The organism is Agrobacterium sp. K11 (assembly GCF_059429395.1).
In genome coordinates, this window is record NZ_JCAHRB010000009.1 from 82,072 (window position 1) to 99,113 (window position 17,042).

16 protein-coding genes are annotated in these 17,042 nt (G+C 58.3%); 3 read left to right on the plus strand and 13 right to left on the minus strand.

Annotated elements, in window-relative coordinates:
• The first annotated feature begins 42 nt into the window (after positions 1–42).
• The gene (locus AC5SEO_RS17005; protein WP_035252390.1) at positions 43–1,815 is read left to right on the plus strand and encodes a methyl-accepting chemotaxis protein; all 1,773 of its coding nucleotides are present in this window, start codon (positions 43–45) and stop codon (positions 1,813–1,815) included.
• A gap of 43 nt (positions 1,816–1,858) precedes the next feature.
• On the opposite strand, the gene fdhD is transcribed toward AC5SEO_RS17005, so the two are convergent.
• From fdhD to AC5SEO_RS17045, 8 genes are all read right to left on the minus strand, one after another.
• Positions 1,859–2,674 (minus strand): formate dehydrogenase accessory sulfurtransferase FdhD, encoded by an 816-nt coding sequence (gene fdhD / locus AC5SEO_RS17010; protein WP_003516752.1) that lies wholly within the window; start codon positions 2,672–2,674, stop codon positions 1,859–1,861.
• A gap of 276 nt (positions 2,675–2,950) precedes the next feature.
• Positions 2,951–3,361, minus strand: a complete 411-nt coding sequence (locus AC5SEO_RS17015; RefSeq protein ID WP_003516751.1) for a F0F1 ATP synthase subunit epsilon — start codon at positions 3,359–3,361, stop codon at positions 2,951–2,953.
• Positions 3,362–3,488: 127 nt separating this feature from the next.
• The gene (atpD, locus tag AC5SEO_RS17020; protein WP_003516750.1) at positions 3,489–4,943 is read right to left on the minus strand and encodes a F0F1 ATP synthase subunit beta; all 1,455 of its coding nucleotides are present in this window, start codon (positions 4,941–4,943) and stop codon (positions 3,489–3,491) included.
• 23 nt (positions 4,944–4,966) lie between these two features.
• A complete protein-coding gene (locus AC5SEO_RS17025) occupies positions 4,967–5,845 on the minus strand; it encodes a F0F1 ATP synthase subunit gamma (RefSeq protein ID WP_003516748.1) in 879 nt (292 codons plus the stop codon).
• 30 nt (positions 5,846–5,875) lie between these two features.
• Complete coding sequence (atpA, locus tag AC5SEO_RS17030; protein WP_003516747.1) at positions 5,876–7,405, minus strand: F0F1 ATP synthase subunit alpha; 1,530 nt, start codon at positions 7,403–7,405, stop codon at positions 5,876–5,878.
• Positions 7,405–7,971, minus strand: a complete 567-nt coding sequence (locus AC5SEO_RS17035) for a F0F1 ATP synthase subunit delta (protein WP_173739219.1) — start codon at positions 7,969–7,971, stop codon at positions 7,405–7,407. Before AC5SEO_RS17035 ends, atpA begins: the two co-directional genes overlap by 1 nt.
• Positions 7,972–8,232: 261 nt before the next feature.
• Positions 8,233–8,619 carry an AGROH133_08824 family phage infection protein gene (locus tag AC5SEO_RS17040; protein ID WP_003516743.1) on the minus strand — a complete coding sequence of 129 codons (387 nt, stop codon included), beginning with the start codon at positions 8,617–8,619 and terminating at the stop codon, positions 8,233–8,235.
• Between the two features lie 77 nt (positions 8,620–8,696).
• The gene (locus AC5SEO_RS17045; protein ID WP_003516742.1) at positions 8,697–10,913 is read right to left on the minus strand and encodes a primosomal protein N'; all 2,217 of its coding nucleotides are present in this window, start codon (positions 10,911–10,913) and stop codon (positions 8,697–8,699) included.
• A 144-nt stretch (positions 10,914–11,057) separates the two neighbouring features.
• Here AC5SEO_RS17045 and AC5SEO_RS17050 point away from each other — a divergent pair, with 144 nt between their 5' ends.
• Positions 11,058–12,005 (plus strand): tyrosine recombinase XerC, encoded by a 948-nt coding sequence (locus AC5SEO_RS17050; protein WP_035252387.1) that lies wholly within the window; start codon positions 11,058–11,060, stop codon positions 12,003–12,005.
• Between the two features lie 80 nt (positions 12,006–12,085).
• On the plus strand, positions 12,086–13,180 hold the full coding sequence (locus AC5SEO_RS17055) for a TraB/GumN family protein (RefSeq protein WP_065705232.1): 1,095 nt from the start codon (positions 12,086–12,088) through the stop codon (positions 13,178–13,180).
• Here the strand turns inward: AC5SEO_RS17055 and AC5SEO_RS17060 are convergent.
• The 5 genes from AC5SEO_RS17060 to AC5SEO_RS17080 all read right to left on the minus strand — a co-directional run bounded on the left by AC5SEO_RS17060 (position 13,164) and on the right by AC5SEO_RS17080 (position 16,975).
• On the minus strand, positions 13,164–13,652 hold the full coding sequence (locus AC5SEO_RS17060) for a DUF2867 domain-containing protein (protein ID WP_003516737.1): 489 nt from the start codon (positions 13,650–13,652) through the stop codon (positions 13,164–13,166). The two genes, AC5SEO_RS17055 and AC5SEO_RS17060, sit on opposite strands and share 17 nt — an antisense overlap.
• A gap of 166 nt (positions 13,653–13,818) precedes the next feature.
• Entirely contained in the window at positions 13,819–14,319 is a 501-nt protein-coding gene (locus AC5SEO_RS17065) for a cytochrome b (RefSeq protein ID WP_003516735.1), read from the minus strand.
• A 112-nt stretch (positions 14,320–14,431) separates the two neighbouring features.
• Entirely contained in the window at positions 14,432–15,838 is a 1,407-nt protein-coding gene (lpdA, locus tag AC5SEO_RS17070) for a dihydrolipoyl dehydrogenase (protein ID WP_003516734.1), read from the minus strand.
• A gap of 64 nt (positions 15,839–15,902) precedes the next feature.
• A complete protein-coding gene (locus tag AC5SEO_RS17075) occupies positions 15,903–16,547 on the minus strand; it encodes a LysE family translocator (RefSeq protein WP_003516732.1) in 645 nt (214 codons plus the stop codon).
• Between the two features lie 14 nt (positions 16,548–16,561).
• Entirely contained in the window at positions 16,562–16,975 is a 414-nt protein-coding gene (locus AC5SEO_RS17080; protein WP_013636885.1) for an MAPEG family protein, read from the minus strand.
• Positions 16,976–17,042 lie beyond the last annotated feature (67 nt).

Below are 17,042 nucleotides of genomic sequence, written 5' to 3' on the forward strand. Positions count from 1 at the left end.
TGTGCGGCAGCGCGCGCCGAGGCCGCTATTTGGGGGACGTTAATGCTGGGGTTAGGGAAAAGCGCAGACAATCGAAATATGCTCGATGCGATATCCAGATCGCAGGCAGTCATAGAATTCGATCTTAAAGGCAATATTCTTACGGCAAACAGCAATTTCTGTGTGACGCTGGGCTATGATCTCGCAGAGATCGTCGGCAAGCATCATCGTATCTTCTGCGACCGGGAATTTGTCGCATCGCACGCATACCAGGAATTCTGGGAATCTCTTGCGCGCGGCGAATTTCAGGGCAAGGAATATCGCCGCATACGCAAGGATGGATCGACCATATGGATCGAGGCCTCCTACAACCCCGTCTTCAGGTCAGGCAAACCCTATAAGGTTGTCAAGATAGCGACCGACATCACAGCCAAGAAGATCAAGGCTGTAGAAGATGCTGGCAAACTCGAAGCGCTTTCACGCTCCCAGGCCACCATCGAATTTTTGCCGGATGGTACGATCATTACCGCCAATCCGAATTTCTGCGCCACTGTCAACTACGACCTCAAGGAAATCGAAGGCCGGCACCACCGTATGTTCTGCGATCCGGCCTATGCAGCATCGCCAGCCTATGCCAATTTCTGGCCGCGGCTGGCATCCGGAGAATTCATCTCAGACGAATTTGTTCGTTATGGAAAGAACGGCAAGGAGATATGGATCCAGGCCGCTTACAACCCGGTATTGGATGAGACAGGCAAGGTGGTGAAGGTTGTGAAATTCGCAACCGACGTGACGCCGCGTATGAGCGCCATCACCCTTCTCGCCGATGCCTTGCAGGCACTGGCCGAGGGTGACCTGGTGCAGCGCCTCGATAGCAGCTTCGTGCCCAGCATGGAGAAATTGCGCCAGGACTTCAACGGCGTGGTCGGCAAACTTCAGTCCACCATGCAGACGATCGCTCACAATGCCTCGACAATCGCATCCGGCTCGGGTGAAATCCGCATAGCCGCCGATCAGCTCTCGCAGCGAACCGAACAGCAGGCGGCCTCGCTGGAAGAAACAGCAGCGGCGCTGGAGCAAATCACCACCACCGTGACCGATGCGAGCCAGCGCGCCGGCGAGGCCGGGAAACTGGTGTTGCGCACGAGAGAACATGCCGAACATTCCGGTGAAGTCGTTCAGCAGGCAATTTCCGCTATGGACGCGATTTCGCGCTCCTCCGGTGAAATCACCAACATCATCGGCGTCATTGACGACATCGCATTCCAGACCAATCTTCTGGCGCTGAATGCCGGCGTGGAAGCTGCCCGTGCCGGTGAAGCGGGCAAGGGTTTCGCTGTGGTCGCCCAAGAGGTGCGGGAACTCGCGCAACGATCCGCCGTTGCTGCCAAGGAAATCAAGTCCCTCATCAACACCTCCCGCGAACAGGTCGCCAATGGCGTCGATCTGGTTGGCAGAACCGGCGGTGCGCTGCGGGATATTCAATCGCAAATGGGCGAAATCGATGCCAACGTCTCGGCCATCGTCGAGGCCTCGCGCGAACAGGCCAACGGTCTGAGAGAAATCAACCAAGCCGTCAACGTTATGGATCAGGCGACTCAGAAGAACGCCGCCATGGTGGAAGAAACCACTGCCGCCAGCCACGGCCTCGCCAATGAAGCGGACAACCTGCACGAATTGTTGCGGCAGTTTAGAATATCGCGCGAAGGACAGATATCATCCGCCCAGCAGATCAATAAAAGACCCGCTGCAATAACGAGGCTGACAGCACCACAGCCGCGATACGCAACGGCAAGGTCTCACGGAAATGCTGCGCCCGAATGGGCGGAGTTTTAGTATGCTTCGAACCCCGGATGCCAATGCCGACCGGCAACTGGCATTATAAAATAACACGGTCCGCACGGGTGAAGATTTCGAAGTCTTCACCCCGCACCAGCGCAACAAGCGTGATGCCCGCACTCTCGGCAGTTTCGATGGCAAGCGCGGTAGGAGCCGAAATTGCTGCCATAACCGGACTACCAAGGATCGCTGTCTTCTGAACCATCTCCACCGACAGGCGACTGGTGACGGCAACAATGCCTGTCTTGGCGGAAATACCGGCATTCACGACAGCACCGGCCAACTTGTCGAGCGCATTGTGGCGACCGACATCTTCGCGCACCGCAAGCAAACCATCTTGAGGACTATAAAAACCCGCACCGTGAACGGCTCTCGTTTCGCGGTTGAGGCTTTGTGCGTCGCTCAGTGCTTTCACCGCAGCAACGATGTCATCACCGTGGATCGACATTCTCACGCCGCTGAGATCGGGGACCACGCGAACCGCCTGTTCTATGGATTCGATCCCGCACAGACCGCAACCAACCGGACCTGCCATATGCCGCCGTCTCGCCCGCAGGGCATCGGCCTCGGCGTCCATCAGATCCACCTGGACATCATAGCCCTGCCCGGCTTCAATGACCTCTATCGCCCGGATTTCGGTGCGTGCCGAAATGATGCCCTCTGTCAGGCTGAAGCCGACGGCGAAATCGACAAGATCAGCGGGACTAGCCATCATCACGGCATGGGTGCTGCCGCCGTAAGAAAAGGCAACCGGCACCTCCTCCGGCACGGCGCGCTCACCCGTGCTAAGGACGCCCTGTCGCAGCGCGGATCTTGCGACCCTTCGATAACTGGCTTCTATCGACACGGCGATCATCCCTCCATGACAAGAAACATGACTTCTCGTCTGCTCTCGATCGACAACAGCGATGTTACTTTTCACCCTCATGTCTAGCCTATCGCCCTGAAAATCGGAATCGATTTCCGCAAACGTAATGAGCGGACCGAAACGCTTTTCCTGGAACGAGAACTCATATTTTCTGCCTGCTTAAGAAAACAGGCAGTGGCCGAAAACAAAAAAGCGACCGAAACGGCCGCTTTTTTGTTTTGGATATTGTGTGGACAGTCATTCTTTCGAACCCGCCCGGTGCTTTCAAGCGGCGACGAGAACCTCATGCAGGTTCGTCAGTTCGTAGAGATGCTTTTCAAGCTTGGTCAGATGCTCGTGGTGATGATTGCCTTCCTGGATTTCGGCCTTGGCCAAATCGATGCGCTTCTGCAGCGTGTCAGGGGACATATCGTCAGCCGAAACAGCGGATTCGGCGAGAAGCGTGCAACCTGTTGGAAGAATATCGGCAAAACCACCGAAAACGACGTATTTATGGGTTTCGCCAGAGGCGAATTTCACCGTCACCAAGCCCGGCTTGATCGTCGTCATGGTGGGCGCGTGATTGGCCAGAACCGTCATCTCACCCAGCGTAGCCGGAATGACGACTTCCGTAACCGTTTCGGAAACGAGCAGACGTTCCGGGGAAACGAGATCGAATTTGAAACTGTCAGCCATGGCTATTCACTTCTTTTCAATTACGCGGGCGTCACGGACTTTTATTAAAACGCCGGCAAAGCCGTTCCGGTTTCACCGTCATCGTCGGCAAGGCGCGTGGTCGAACCGCGCGCCCGCCAATTCATAATCAGGCAGCTTCAGCAGTCAGCTTCTTTGCCTTTTCGATGGCTTCTTCCATCGAACCGACCATGTAGAAAGCTGCTTCCGGCAGGCTGTCGTATTCGCCGTTGACCAGGCCCTTGAAGCCCTTGATCGTGTCTTCGAGTGCGACGAGCTTGCCCGGAGAACCGGTGAAGACTTCGGCAACGAAGAACGGCTGCGACAGGAAGCGCTCGATCTTACGGGCGCGGGCAACCGTCAGCTTGTCTTCTTCCGACAGTTCGTCCATGCCGAGGATGGCGATGATGTCCTGAAGGGACTTGTAGCGCTGCAGGGTCGACTGAACCTTACGGGCAACCTCGTAGTGTTCTTCACCGACGATCATCGGGTCGAGCATGCGCGAGGTGGAGTCGAGCGGGTCAACAGCCGGGTAAATACCCTTTTCTGCGATCGAACGCGACAGAACCGTCGTTGCGTCAAGGTGCGCGAACGAAGTGGCCGGCGCAGGGTCGGTCAAGTCGTCGGCGGGAACGTAAATCGCCTGAACAGAGGTGATCGAACCCTTGTTCGTGGTGGTGATGCGTTCCTGCATCTGGCCCATGTCGGTTGCGAGCGTTGGCTGATAGCCCACAGCCGAAGGAATACGGCCGAGAAGAGCCGAAACTTCCGAACCAGCCTGCGTGAAGCGGAAGATGTTGTCCACGAAGAACAGAACGTCCTGGCCTTCGTCGCGGAAGTTTTCAGCGATCGTCAGACCGGTCAGAGCGACGCGAGCGCGGGCGCCCGGCGGTTCGTTCATCTGGCCGTAAACGAGAGCTGCCTTGGAACCTTCGCCGCCGCCAAGCTTGTTGACGTTCGACTCGATCATTTCGTGATAGAGGTCGTTACCTTCGCGGGTACGCTCACCCACGCCGGCGAATACCGAGTAACCACCGTGCGCCTTGGCGACGTTGTTGATCAGTTCCATGATGAGAACCGTCTTGCCAACGCCAGCGCCGCCGAACAGGCCGATCTTGCCGCCCTTGGCGTAAGGAGCCAGAAGGTCAACGACCTTGATGCCGGTAACAAGGATCTGGCCTTCAGTCGACTGCTCGACGTAAGACGGTGCGTCCTGGTGGATGGCGCGCTTCTTGGCCGTTACGATCGGACCTGCTTCGTCAACCGGCTCACCGATGACGTTCATGATGCGGCCGAGCGTTTCCAGACCGACCGGAACCTCGATCGGGGCGCCCGTATCAGCGACGACCTGACCGCGGACGAGACCTTCGGTCGAGTCCATGGCGATCGTGCGTACGACGTTTTCGCCGAGATGCTGAGCGACTTCCAGAACGAGGCGGTTGCCGTTGTTATCGGTTTCGAGCGCGTTGAGGATCGGAGGCAGTTCGCCTTCGAACGCCACGTCGACAACAGCGCCGATAACCTGGGTAACCTTGCCCGCGCCGTTCACCGCTGCGGTTTTCTTGGGGGTAGCTGCCTTAGCCATTATCCTTACCCTCTTTCCTTACCTCAGAGCGCTTCCGCGCCCGAAATGATTTCAATGAGTTCCTTGGTGATCTGAGCCTGACGCTGACGGTTGTAGGAAAGCGTTAGCTTGTTGATCATATCACCGGCATTGCGCGTTGCGTTGTCCATCGCGCTCATCTTGGCGCCCATTTCACCGGCAACGTTTTCGAGCAGAGCCCGGAAAACCTGAACCGAAATGTTGCGCGGAATAAGGTCTTCCAGAATAGAAGCCGCATCAGGCTCATATTCGTAGACGGCGCTCTGCGTTGCCTCAACCTCTTCCACAACAGGGACTGCGGCAGGAATAAGCTGCAGACCGGTCGGGATCTGGCTGATGACGGACTTGAATTCCGAGTAGATCAGCGTGCAGACGTCAAATTCACCCGCATTGAACAGGGAGATCACCTTCTTGGCGATCTGGTCGGCGTTTTCGAAACCGACCTTCTTCACTTCGCGCAGTTCGATGCGCTCGATGATATTAGCTGCGAATTCGCGACGAAGGCTGTCGTAACCCTTCTTGCCGACCGTGATGATCTTGACCGTTTTGCCTTCGGAAATCAGCTTGCGGGCTTGATCGCGGGCAAAACGGGAAATCTGCGAGTTGAAACCGCCGCAAAGACCACGTTCAGCGGTGCAGACAACGAGCAGATGCACGTTGTCCTTGCCGGTGCCGGTCATCAGCGCCGGAGCGACGTCCGCCTCGACCGCCTTGGCGATGTTGGCAAGAACGGCGCCCATGCGCTGAGAATAAGGCCGGGCGGCCTCCGCAGCTTCCTGGGCGCGCCGAAGCTTCGCCGCGGCGACCATTTTCATCGCCTTGGTAATCTTCTGCGTCGCCTTTACGGAGGCAATGCGGTTTTTCAGATCCTTTAGTGAAGGCATCCGTTATCCGTCCGAGTAAAAGAGCCCTAATTACGAGAAAGACTTCGCGAAGCTATCAAGAGCGCCCTTGAGCTTGCTCTTGGTATCGTCGCTGATTGCCTTTTCCGTGCGGATGGTGTCGAGGATCGCCTTGCCTTCCGAGCGGAGGTAGGAGAGCAGACCCTGCTCGAACTTGCCGACCTGCGCGACCGGGATCTTGTCGAGATAACCGTTGACACCGGCGAAGATCACCGCGACCTGCTCTTCCGTCTTGAGCGGAGAGAACTGCGGCTGCTTCAGAAGCTCGGTCAGGCGGGCACCGCGGTTAAGCAGGCGCTGTGTGGAAGCGTCAAGGTCCGAGCCGAACTGGGCGAAGGCGGCCATTTCGCGATACTGGGCAAGTTCACCCTTGATCGAACCGGCGACCTGCTTCATCGCCTTGATCTGGGCGGCAGAGCCAACGCGCGAAACCGACAGACCGACGTTAACGGCCGGACGGATACCCTGGTAGAACAGGTCGGTTTCAAGGAAGATCTGGCCGTCGGTGATCGAGATCACGTTGGTCGGAATGAAGGCCGAAACGTCGTTGCCCTGGGTTTCGATGACAGGCAGAGCCGTCAGCGAGCCAGCACCCATTTCGTCGGAGAGCTTTGCAGCGCGCTCCAGAAGACGGGAGTGAAGGTAGAAGACGTCGCCCGGATAAGCTTCGCGGCCCGGAGGACGGCGCAGCAGAAGCGACATCTGACGGTAAGCAACGGCCTGCTTGGAAAGGTCGTCATAACCGATGAGGGCGTGCTTGCCGTTATCACGGAAGTATTCGCCCATGGCGCAACCGGCAAACGGTGCCAGATACTGCATCGGAGCCGGGTCGGAAGCCGTGGCAGCAATGATGATCGAATACTGCAGGGCGCCGCGCTCTTCCAGAACCTTTACGAACTGGGCAACGGTCGAACGCTTCTGGCCGATAGCAACGTAGACGCAATAAAGCTTGTCGCCTTCCGGACCATTGTCGTGAATGGCCTTCTGGTTCAGGATCGCGTCGAGAATGATCGCGGTCTTGCCGGTCTGGCGGTCGCCGATGACGAGCTCGCGCTGGCCGCGGCCAACCGGGATGAGGGCGTCGATAGCCTTGAGGCCGGTCGACATCGGCTCATGAACCGACTTACGCGGAATGATGCCGGGAGCCTTGACGTCAACGCGCGAACGCTTGGCGGCGTTGATCGGGCCTTTGCCGTCGATCGGGTTGCCAAGGGCGTCAACGACGCGGCCGAGCAACTCCGGGCCAACCGGAACGTCAACGATAGCGCCAGTCCGCTTTACGGTGTCGCCTTCCTTGATGGCACGGTCGGAACCGAAGATAACCACACCGACGTTGTCGGCTTCGAGGTTGAGCGCCATGCCGCGAACGCCGCCAGGAAACTCGACCATTTCGCCGGCCTGAACATTGTCGAGACCATAGACGCGGGCGATACCGTCACCGACGGAAAGCACCTGACCGACTTCCGAGACTTCCGCCTCGTTGCCGAAATTTTTGATTTGATCTTTCAGAATTGCGGAAATTTCCGCGGCGCGGATATCCATCAGCCAACCTCTTTCAGTGCAAGCTTAAGGGTGGAAAGTTTGGTGCGAAGAGACGTATCGATCTGGCGAGAACCAACCTTGACGATCAGGCCACCGAGGATCGAAGGATCAACGGTAACGGAAACCGTCACATCCTTGCCGGTAACGCTCTTCAGCGCCGCCTTCAGTTCAGTTTCTTGCGCTTCGTCGAGCGCATGTGCCGAGGTGACCTCGGCGGTAATTTCGCCGCGATGGGCAGCAGCAATGGAGCGATAGGCGCGGATCATGCCGGGAACGGCAAACAGACGGCGGTTATTCGCAACGACCTTGAGGAAATTGACAGCAAGACCGGCAAGACCGGCCTTCTCGCAGATTGCGGTGATTGCCTTGAACTGATCCTCGGCGGAAAACACCGGGCTCGCAACCAGACGCTTCAAATCGTCACTTCCATCGAGAAGTGCGCCGAACCTGTCCAGATCGGCTCCAACTGCCTCGACCGCACCCGCTTCCAAAGCAAGCTCGAAAAGCGACGATGCATACCTTTCGGCTACACCGGATGTTCCATGGGAGGTATCTGCCACGGGCACTTTTTCCCTGCTAATCGTCCAAGAACATCAGCGAGGGGGATCCTCCGCATCAAATTCTTGAAATCGTTTCAATTTCCCCGAAAAAGACCGGAATTCCCCCCTGCCTTTTCCCAATTTCGCGGTCCGTCTAGCATAGGACGCCGGGACTCGCAACACGCGTAATAGCGGAAAGCGCCGTTTGGGCAAGGGGGAATGCGTTTAAATTTTCCGATTCCGCCCAGGATGCGCCGCAGGTGCGGCACAAAAGCCAAAAAGCCCGTCTCAGACCAGTCCGAACACGTAGCTCAACGACAGTGCAGACAACAGAAGGTGTACAACCAGAAGTATGAAATTCCGCACTGTTGCGCCTCCATCCGAGAGAATGGAGAGAATGCCGCCGAACACGCTTAGACCGAAAGCCGCACCGAAGGCGAGATAGACCATGGGCTGCGCCAGAAGCAGGGCGGAAGCACCGAGGCCGAGATAAAAACCGGCAAGCGACGAGCGCACAAGCGCGTAACCATCCCGGCGCTCGCCGATCGCCTGCAGACCGAAGGCACGCAGAGTAGCGCCTGGTGCAAACATGAAAAAGAGGCCGATCACGACCGACACCACCGCAGCGCCGAAGGCCAGCTGCTCGCCGAATTCGGCGGGAAAATAAAACTCCATCTCGTTCCCCAAATCATTTTTGCCTGCTGCGTTATGACACGGTCATGACAGCGGGAAAACGTCCCCATTGATAAAGTTCAAAGGAAACTTTGCGGATCGATATCGAGCTGCACATGCACGCTGCCCCGTTCCTTCGGGCCATTGGCCAGAAGCGTTCGAAGGAAGGATTGCATGTCGGAATTGCGCCGCCCATGCACCAGCAGGCGAAAACGGTGCCGGCCGCGGATAAGCGCCAGCGGCGCTTCCGCCGGGCCGAGCAGCATGATGCCCGTAACCTGCGGTGCTGCCGCCCTTAAACCCCGCGCATGGGTTTCGGCCTCCGCACGCGTATCGGCGGAAACGATGATTGAGGCAAGCCGTCCGAAAGGCGGAAGAACGGCTTTTTCACGCTCCACGATCTCCCTTTCGTAAAAGGCAGATGCATCACCGGACACGATTGCCTGCATGACAGGGTGTTGCGGCTGGTAGGTTTGCAACAGGCCGTGGCTTTTCAGCCCGGTTCGCCCGGCGCGACCGGTCACCTGCGAGAGCAGCTGGAACGTTCGCTCCGCTGCGCGCGGATCGCCATTGGCAAGCCCGAGATCGGCGTCGACAATACCGACAAGCGTCATAAGGGGGAAGTTGTGCCCCTTGGCAACCAGCTGCGTGCCGATGACGATGTCCGCCTCTCCCTTTACGATCGCCTCCAGCTCCAGACGCAGCCGCTTGACGCCCATCAGGTCAGAGGAGAGCACGATGGTGCGGGCCTCGGGAAAATGTTTCTCCACCTCCTCGGCGATCCGCTCTACCCCCGGCCCGCAGGCCACCAGATGATCGAAGGTGCCGCATTCCGGGCAATGGTCCGGCGTCGGCTCGTTGTGACCGCACTGGTGGCATTGCAGTTGATTGCGGAACCGGTGCTCCACCAGCCAGCTCGAACATTGCGGGCACTGGAAACGGTGACCGCAGACCCGGCAAAGCGTCAGCGGCGCGTAACCGCGACGATTGAGAAAGAGCAGGGACTGCTCGCCCTTTTCGATGGTTTTGCCGATGCCGCGCAGGAGAACCGGCGAAAGAAACCCTCCCCTTTCCGGCGGATGGCGACGCATATCGATCAGATGCAGATCGGGCATCGCCGCATCGCCGAAGCGCGTATGCAGATGGATGGTGTTATAGCGGCCAGAACTGCCGTTGACCTGGCTTTCCACTGACGGCGTAGCGGAGACCAGCACCACCGGGAAATCCCCGATCCGGGCTCTGACGACCGCCATGTCGCGGGCGTTGTAAAAGACGCGGTCTTCCTGCTTGTAGGCCGGGTCATGCTCCTCATCGACGATGATGAGGCCGAGATTGTCGAAGGGAAGGAACAGCGCCGAGCGCGCGCCGGCCACCACCTTCACCTCACCCGTCACCGCCTGTCGCCAGACCTTTTCGCGCATGCGCGGCGACAGGTCAGAATGCCATTCCGCCGGCTTGGCGCCGAAGCGGTCGTGAAAGCGATCCAGGAAGGCCGCCGTCAGCGCGATTTCCGGCAACAGGATGAGGACCTGCTTGCCTTGTCGCAGCGTTTCCGCCACCGCCTCGAAATAGACCTCGGTTTTGCCGGAGCCGGTCACACCATCAATCAGTGAAACATGGAAACCACCCTTGCGCACATCCTCGAGAATTTCCGATGCCGCCTGTTTCTGTGGGCCTTCCAGTCGCGGCTCGGCATAGTCAGGATCAGGCTCGGCCACAACGGGCGGCGCGGGCAGAAAAACCGTCTCGAATACGCCCTGCTTGACCAGACCATCGACAACGCTGGTAGAAACGCCGGCGGCATGGGCAAGGCCACTCTTCGTCCAGCCATGGCCCTCGGCCGCCAGTTCCATCACTCTCTCGCGGGCGGGAGTAAGCCGCTCCGGCCTGCCTTCGGTCAGCCGCAGCCCCTCGATCATAGGCTCGGGATCGAAGGCGGCGGGGGCGCGTAGGGCCATGCGCGCCACAAGGCCGGGCGGAGAAAGCGTGTAAGCGGCAACCCAGTCGATGAAGCGCCGCATTTCCGCTTTCAGCGGCGGGCACTCGAAACTCTTGGTGATGGGCCGCAGCTTTTTCGGATCGACGCTCTTCTCTCCTGCATCGTCCCACACCACGCCGAAGACCTGCCGTGGTCCAAGCGGCACCTGAACGATGGAGCCGGTCTCCACCACCATATCGTCAGGCACGGCATAACTGTAGGGTCCAGGCGCCGGCATCGGCACGAGAACGGGCACCGTGCGCGTGAGCGACGGCGGGTCGAACAGAGCCCCAAACAGATCGGACGAATCTTTTGCCATGATGTGGCGAACATGCCCCGGCGGAATGAAAAAGGAAACCGCCCGGATGTAATGGCTGACCCCGGTAAAGTCCACGCCAGATGCGAAGCCCAGGCGCGAGCCTTAACCAAATACTGACCATAAGGGCATAGCGTTGGGAGAGGAATGGAGCGCCCCGTGACCGAAATTCTGACTTTTGCCACACCCGATCTCTTGAACGAGCGCCAATCCTGGCTTGCCGCGATTGCCGGTGAACGCCGCCTTGCGGACAATACCGTCGAGGCCTACGAGCGCGACACTCGCCAGTTTTTGACATTCCTCACCGGTTACATCGGCAAGCCAGCTTCAATCGCCGATATCGCCGATCTGCGCCCGGTCGATCTTCGCGCCTTTCTGGCCAGTCGTCGCAGGGAAGGCGCCGGCGCACGCTCGCTGGGGCGGCATCTGGCGGGCCTGCGTTCCTTTCTCCACTATCTGCAAAAGAAAGGTCTGGTGAATGCGGCCGGGGCCACCGCCATGCGCTCGCCGAAACAGCCGAAATCTCTGCCGAAACCGCTGACGGACCGGCAGGCGCTGAAAATAACCACCACCGAGGCGCAATTGAATGAAGAGCCATGGATTGCCGCCCGAAACGCTGCGGTTCTCTCGCTTCTTTATGGCTGCGGTCTTCGCATCTCCGAGGCGCTCGGGCTGGCTCCGGCCGATTTCACGCCCGACGCCCGCAGCCTTCGCATCACCGGCAAAGGCAACAAGACCCGGATGGTGCCTTTGCTGGCGGTGGTAACGGAAGCGGTTGAGGCCTACAAAAAGCTCTGCCCCTATCATCTGGCTGCCGACCAGCCGCTATTCCTCGGCGCGCGCGGCGGCAAGCTGCAACCTGCCATCATCCAGCGCGAGATGCAGAAGTTGCGTGGCGCTTTCGGCCTGCCGGAAAACGCCACACCGCATGCGCTGCGCCACTCCTTCGCCACCCATCTGCTGGCCGGCGGCGGCGACCTGCGCACCATTCAGGAACTGCTCGGCCATGCCAGCCTCTCCACCACGCAGATCTATACCGGCGTCGATACCGCAAGATTGCTGGAAATCTACGATAATGCCCACCCGCGCGCATGAAGCAGGAAATGCTTAACCATAGTCATTAATCAGACGTCCAAGCCGCCGTTCTATAAGTGGACTAGAACCGGATGGTACCTATGCAAAGCCTGATAAAGCCACAAAATCTCACCGCCACCCTGATGGGCAAGACCGGCGACACCCTGCTATGGTTGCTCGCCGCGCTGCACGTCACTGCTGTCGCAATCCTCTTCGCAACGTTGCTATCGTTGGGTGAGGCGCAAGCCGCCGAACAGGAGATAAGCTGCACGGGCAGCGATATTCTCGTGGAGATGCGCAAGAGCGACCCGCAGAGCTTCGCGAAGATCGAACAGGAAGCGGCAGCTATACCGAACGGCAAGGGCAACTTCTGGCGCATCGAAAAAGCTGGAACGGCGCCGTCCTTTCTTCTCGGCACCATGCATGTCACCGATCCACGTGTTCTCGGCATGCCAGCCGCCGCAACACCCGCGTTTGAAAAAGCCGCGACGGTCATCGTGGAATCGGACGAAATCGTCGATGACAAGAAAATTGCGGCATCGCTGCTGACAAGACCCGACCTCACCATGTTTCTGGACGGCAAGTCGATCACCGACATCCTGTCACCCGAAAATGTCGCACGCCTTGAAAAAGGTCTTAAGGAGCGCGGCATTCCGCTGAGTGCCGTTTCGCGCATGAAGCCATGGATGCTGTCGAGTTTCGTCGCCCTTCCCGCCTGCGAATTTGCCCGCAAGGCCACTGGCCTGTCTTTCCTTGACAAGAAGCTCGCTGAAGATGCAGTCGCGGACGGAAAGCATCTTGTCGGGCTGGAGACCATGGTGGAGCAGCTTGCGGCCATGTCTGAGCTGCCAATGGAATTTCATCTGCAGGCGCTGATCGAAACGCTCGAATTGGGCGACCGCATGGACGACATCATGACGACAATGACCGATCTTTATGTCAGCGGTGATATCGGCATGACCATGCCCATGCTGAAGAGCATCGATCCCAAGAAAGCGTCTGAAAATGACCAAGGCTACGCCGCCTTCGAGCAACGCATCATCACCGATCGCAACCACGTCATGGCGGAGCGATCGGCCCCTGAGCTTGCCAAAGGCAATGTCTTCATGGCCGTCGGCGCTTTGCACCTGCCGGGCGAAGAAGGCGTAATTGAACTCCTGCGTGCGCAGGGCTTTACCCTCACACGGGTCGACTGATCCACTCGTCTCCGGTCTTGACGGGGCGGACATTGGCGCAAAACGGCCGCATCGTCGCCGGCACGATGCGACGATGAAACGGCCCGACGACGAAAAGATAGAGACGCCCGAACAGGTTCTTGCGCCGGACGATAGTAGTGACCTTCACGATCTGCCGACCAGGCTCCTGTTCCACATCGACGACGATACGGAAATCGAGATGGTTGTCGTCAAAGCCGAGCACGGTCCGGTCCGCAGTAGACGACAGCACTGGAAATCCGCCCGCCGAAGTACCCGCCGCCAGCTCGACCGTTCTGAGACCGAAAAGCGATACGAGACGGTTTCGAAGCGCCATAAGGCCGCTGATCCATGCCGGAGGATGATCGAGGAGAAGTCTGCTCACATCGAGTGAACTCGATGCGGCCGTCACCATCTCTCCTTCAAAGCAATCCCGCCAGTCCGCGCCCGGCAATATGTCTTCGCTGTCCCGCATCCCATAACCTCATTGCCGCCTTGTGTGGCGAGGCTCATCATCACTATTTCCGATCATCCGGGAACGTGACAAACCGCCGCTAATGGCAATTCGAGCGGGTTTAGCTTCAGAAAATACGAAGAGACAGAGAGATAGAGCGTTTTCGCTTTTGGAAAAGCGTAGTGCTTTAGCCGTGCGTCATACGCTTCAGAACATTGGTGCGCCAGTAGAACTGGTGAACCAGAACTGCGGCGACGTGGCCGGCGATCAACACCCACATCAGCCCCTTGAACGGCCCGGAATGCAATTCTCCTGCTACTCGCGCGCCGAAATAATAGGCCGCAATGCCCGACAATGGCAGGGCAAAAAACAGCGCGTAAAAGGTGAAATGCGCGACCTTCGCGGCGATTTGAGAAGCGCGCGGTTCATTGGCGGGATGCGGCGGCACACCCTGGAAAAACCGCAGACAGAGGCGCAGAACCGCAAGGGACAGGACGGCAAAGCCGACATACGCGTGAATATTGGCCGAGGAGATCTGTTCCGGCGTCAGCGTTTCACCCCGCCGCATCAACCGATACGCATGGGCCATGCCATCTGGAAACAGAAGGTTGAAAAAGATCAGAAGCGCCATCGTCCAGTGAAGGATACGCTGCGGAACGGAGAAGGAAACTTGAGTGGAGGACGCCATTTTATTGCCTTTTATCAAAAGGTTAGACAGGCTATGGCGCAAATATGCTGAACCCCGGCCTGCATTGCAAGCCGGGGTTCGCTTTATGGCTGAAATTTAATATTGGCTAAAATCACATATGGATCGGCTTGAAGAAAGTTGCCAGCGCCGCTTCCTTCACCGCTTCCGACATGGTCGGATGCGCATGGCAGGTACGGCCGAGATCTTCCGAGGAACCACCGAATTCCATCAGCACGGTGATCTCGTGGATCATTTCGCCAGCGCCGAAACCAACGATATGGCCGCCGAGAACCCGGTCGGTTTCCTTGTCAGCGAGGATCTTCACGAACCCATCAGTCACCTGCATGGCGCGGGCGCGACCATTGGCGGTGAAGGGGAACTTGCCGACCTTGTAGGCGATACCAGCGGCCTTCAGTTCTTCTTCCGTCTTGCCGACGGAAGCGACTTCCGGCTGCGTATAGACCACGGCCGGAATGACATCGTAGTTCACATGGCCGCGCTGGCCGGCAAGAATTTCCGCAAGAGCGACGCCCTCGTCTTCCGCCTTATGTGCCAACATCGGGCCCTTCACCACGTCGCCGATGGCGTAGATGCCATCCACATTGGTCTTGAAGTGGCCGTCGATTTCGACACGGCCGCGGCTGTCGAGCACGACACCGGCTTCCGCAAGGCCGAGACCCTCGGTGTAGGGCTTGCGACCGGTGGAGATCAGCACAACGTTGGCTTCCAGCGTTTCAGCTGCGCCACCCTTGACCGGCTCGAACACCACCTTTGCGCCAGTTCCCGTCTTTTCAACGCCCGTCACCTTGGCACCGAGCTTGAAATCGAGACCCTGCTTGGCGAGCAGACGCTGAGCCTGCTTGGAGACTTCGCTATCCATGCCGCCGAGAATGGTGTCGAGATATTCGACGACGGTGACCTTCGCGCCAAGACGCGACCAGACCGAACCAAGCTCGAGGCCGATGACACCGCCGCCCACCACGATGAGCTTTTCCGGAACCTTGGAAAGCGCAATCGCGCCGGTGGAGGAAACGATGACGCTTTCATCGATATCCACCTGGACGCCGGGAATACCAGCAACATCAGAACCGGTGGCGATGACGATGTTCTTGGCTTCGATTTCCTGGCTCTCGCCCTTGTCGTTGGTGACGGAGACCTTGCCGGCGGATACAACCTTGCCCGTGCCCTGGAAGGCATCGATCTTGTTCTTCTTGAACAGGAAGGCAACGCCGTCGACATTGGCTTTCACCACGCTGTCCTTGTGCCCCATCATCTTCTCGAGGTTCAGCTTCGGAGCGGCGACTTCGATACCAAGCGTATCAACGCCATGGGCCACATGCGCGAAGGTTTCGGAAGCGTGCAGCAATGCCTTGGAAGGAATGCAGCCGACATTGAGGCAGGTGCCGCCATAGGTCGCGCGCTTTTCGATCACTGCGACCTTCAAGCCAAGCTGTGCCGCCTTGACCGCGCAAACATAACCGCCGGGACCCGTACCGATTACCACTACATCATATGCCATGTTTCTGTTCCTGATTGATTGCGGGCAGGATTTTGAACCGCCCTGCTTCCGTTTGACCTGAAACTCAGGCCGCTTTTTCCGTTGCGAGTTTTATACCGAGAGCGATGAAGACCACGCCACTGGTGCGGTCGATCCATTGGCTGGCGCGCTGAAAAGCTGCGCGCATGCGAGGCGTCGTCATGAACAGGCTGACGCCGACGAACCACAGGATAAGGCAGCTTGCCATGACGAGCCCATATCCGAACTTGATGCCAACAGGCGTATGCGCGTGAACCACCGTCGAAAAGATCGACAGGAAGAAAAACACCGGTTTGGGGTTAAGCGCGTTGGCGGCAAAACCGAGCGTGAAGGCCTTCAATGCAGTCTGGCCGCTTCTGGCCCGAACGCCATCTTCGCCTTCCGCAGCCGGCAATTCGGTCTTGCCGGCGCGCAGCGCCTTGATGCCGATATAGATCAAGTAGGCGACACCCAACCACTTGACGATGTTGAAGAGATAGATCGACTGGGAAATGATGAGACCAAGTCCAAGGATCGTATAGGTGACGTGGAACATCAGGGATGTGCCAACACCGAAGCTGGTGATGATGGCCTGCTTGCGCCCATGCACCATGGCCTGACGCATGACCATCGCCAGATCGGCGCCGGGAGAAACGATCGCGAAAAAGAAGATCGCCATCAGGGATGCAAGTTCGATCAGATACTGATGCATGGGAAAATCAACCTCTAAAACATCAACACGAAAAGCATCAGCCCAAGACCGAGCATCGAACCGAGCCAGACCAGCGAGCGGATATAGGGCACACCAGCGAGATAAAGTGGAATATAGACCACCCGGCAGATCAGCCAGATCAAAGCGCCGGTGAAGGCCAGCCCGGACGGATCGCCAGCCATGATGACACCGAAGGCGAGCGCAATGAAAGCGGGATAGGTCTCGCGAAAATTCGCCGAGGCACGCGCGGCGCGTCCGGCAACCCTGCCCTGCGGCTTCTTTTCAGCATCCCGCGGACCGGCATTCCAGTCCAGCCCGAATTCACGCGTTGCCGTCATTCCCTGCAGCGCAATGTGGGCGGCCAGCAGCAGAACGCTGAGCCCGATCAGCGGCAAAAAGGGTGACGCGGCAAGAAATGTCGGCTGCACTTTCGCTCTCCTGATGGCATTTCAGCGGGATCGACTTGAAACCCCGCTGAAACGAAAAGCAAGACCG